At 68.1% G+C, this 2,436-nt stretch carries 4 protein-coding genes; 1 reads left to right on the top strand and 3 read right to left on the bottom strand.

Annotation, left to right across the window (positions count from 1 at the left end):
* Positions 1 to 28 precede the first annotated feature (28 nt).
* On the bottom strand, positions 29 to 706 hold the full coding sequence (gene infC / locus MIC448_RS15705) for a translation initiation factor IF-3 (protein WP_243420056.1): 678 nt from the start codon (positions 704 to 706) through the stop codon (positions 29 to 31).
* Between the two features lie 267 nt (positions 707 to 973).
* Here infC and MIC448_RS15700 point away from each other — a divergent pair, with 267 nt between their 5' ends.
* A complete protein-coding gene (locus MIC448_RS15700; RefSeq protein WP_051514236.1) occupies positions 974 to 1,348 on the top strand; it encodes a DUF1844 domain-containing protein in 375 nt (124 codons plus the stop codon).
* 15 nt (positions 1,349 to 1,363) lie between these two features.
* Here the strand turns inward: MIC448_RS15700 and MIC448_RS15695 are convergent, their stop codons facing one another.
* Entirely contained in the window at positions 1,364 to 2,167 is an 804-nt protein-coding gene (locus MIC448_RS15695) for an SseB family protein (RefSeq protein ID WP_036301873.1), read from the bottom strand.
* Positions 2,151 to 2,436 (bottom strand): HisA/HisF-related TIM barrel protein (locus MIC448_RS15690; RefSeq protein ID WP_036301871.1); only part of this gene is annotated, 286 nt, incomplete at its 5' end. The genes MIC448_RS15690 and MIC448_RS15695, both read right to left, overlap by 17 nt.

Raw genomic sequence — 2,436 nt, 5'->3', positions numbered from 1 at the left:
CCGCCGAGGCGGGAGTGGTGTGGGGGTCCTACTCGGCGACCGAGTCGGCGGTCTCGGACTCGGGCTTGGGACCGCGTGCCTCGCGTGCCGCCTGCTTGGAGGCGTCGCGCTTGGCGTTCTGCTCGGTCTTGACCTCGGACTTGTTCTTGTGCGGTGCGACCACCATGACCATGTTGCGACCATCGATCGTCGGGTTCGACTCGACCGTGCCGTACTCGGCCACATCTTCCGCGAACTTACGCAGAAGACGAACGCCCTGCTCGGGACGCGACTGCTCGCGACCACGGAAGAGGATCATCGCCTTGACCTTGTCGCCGGTCTTCAAGAAGCCCTCGGCGCGCTTGCGCTTGGTTTCGTAGTCGTGCTCGTCGATCTTCAAGCGGAAACGGACCTCTTTGAGGACCGTGTTCGCCTGGTTGCGGCGTGCTTCCTTGGCCTTCTGCGCAGCCTCGTACTTGAACTTCCCGTAATCCATGATCTTGACCACGGGCGGCTTCGAGTTGGGGGCCACCTCGACGAGGTCGAGCTCTGCCTCCTGAGCGAGGCGCAGCGCTGCCTCGATGCGGACGACACCGATCTGCTCTCCTGCGGGGCCGACGAGTCGGACCTCGGGCACGCGGATGCGGTCGTTGGTGCGGGGATCGCTGATGCGGAACTCCTCTAGATCTGGGTAACCGCACGACGAAGCCGCGCGGGGTGGAAGCACCCGGAGACGAGAGTTTCCGGGTGAAGCGAACGTCGCATTCCACCCGGCGCGGAGTTGATACAGCCCGCCGGCTTTGTGCCCAGACCACTGGGTGCCTCGGATCGAGACGAGCCAGCGGAGCACGTGGACCCGGTAGCCTGGCCTATGGCCGGCGCGGGTGGGATGCGAATCCTCTTCGAACCGAGACAAAAGTCCCGGAGCCCGCAGAAGTCTAGCAGAGAGCGACACGTGAGCACGATTCCCCCCGAAGACAATGTCCCGCACAGCATGGAACCGGATGCCGCGACCCAGGCCCGCTGGGAGGAACAGGAGCGTGCCGCCTCGGCCGCAACCCGCGATATCGCGGATGTTCCGGCCGTCGAGATCATCACCACGACCGCGGTCCACCTATTGAGTGCCGCCGCCGTCAAGACCGGGCTCGCCGATGATCCCGCCAACCAGACCGACCTGGACGAGGCTCGCAAGCTCATCAACGCCCTCGCCGGCTTGATCAGCGCGGCCGCGCCCGAAGTCAGCGACATGCACGCCCGGTCGCTCCGCGACGGTCTGCGCTCGGTGCAGTTGGCGTTCCGCGAGGCATCCGTCATCCCCGATCCGATCGGCAAGGGACCCGGCGAGAAGTGGACCGGACCCGTCACCTGAACGGATCAACCACGCTCAGGGAGCCGAGCGCTCCAGGCGAACCGTGAGCGAGTCCACGAGCGTCGCGATGCGGTCATCGGCCGCCCAACGCTGAGCCAGACGAGCGAGCACGGGGTCCAGTTCCTGACGATCGAGCCCCTGCAGCAGACTCAACCGGACGATCGTCTCGGGCCCGCGCAGGCGCGCAGTCGGGTCGCCCGCTTCGAGTGCGATGTCGACGGCCGCCAGCTCGGACGCGATCGATTCGAGGAATGCCTGGCGCACCTCGACGGACTCTGACGACGGCATCCACGACTCGCCCTGCGCGAGCGCCCAGACGGCGGGCCGACGGATGACGAACTCGGTCTCGGAACCCGGGTCGACCACGATCAGGTCTGTGCCCTCCCCCACGGCGGCCTGAGCCACGCGGAACACGGGCGTTGGGATCGGTCGCGCCGACGCATCCCACGCCTGCAGAGCCGCCACGCTCGAGAACGCTGGCAGCACGGTTCGCCCGTCGGGGGCCGCCACGGTCACGATCGAGAGTTCCTGCGTCTTGTCCACGGTCAGACCGGATGCCGCGAGCCCCGTCTCGCCACGTTCCGCAACGAGGGGGACGAGAAGGCGGGCGGCGCGCAGGGAATCGACCACGGCGGCCTGACCGACCTCGCCCGCGCGGAACGCGGCGAGGGCGACGAGGAAGGCCTCCGGCGCCGACCCGTCATCGCCCGCGTGCGGGTTCGGCTGGAATGCGCGCCCCTCCCAGGGAACGCCCGCCGAGTCGGTGCCGTGCTGGTGCGCGGCGCCGTTCGGGTCTTCCGGGTCAGCCGGCTGCGACATCCAACGCCTCGGCCAGCGTGAAGGCGCCAGCGTAGAGGGCCCGACCGACGATCGCGCCCTCGACCCCGAGCGGGACGAGTTCGCGCAGTGCCGCAATGTCATCGAGGCTCGAAACGCCTCCCGAGGCCACGACGGGCTTGGGTGTGCGCGACGTCACCTGACGGAGCAAGTCGAGGTTCGGACCCTTGAGGGTGCCGTCCTTCGTGACGTCGGTGACGACGTAGCGGCTGCAGCCGGCCGCTTCGAGACGCTGCAGGACCGTCCAGAGG

Source organism: Microbacterium sp. C448, from assembly GCF_000582705.2.
Classification (GTDB): Bacteria; Actinomycetota; Actinomycetes; order Actinomycetales; family Microbacteriaceae; genus Microbacterium; species Microbacterium lacus_A.
The sequence above is the reverse complement of the archived record's forward strand: the minus strand, read 5'-3'. Positions and strand labels throughout refer to the sequence as shown.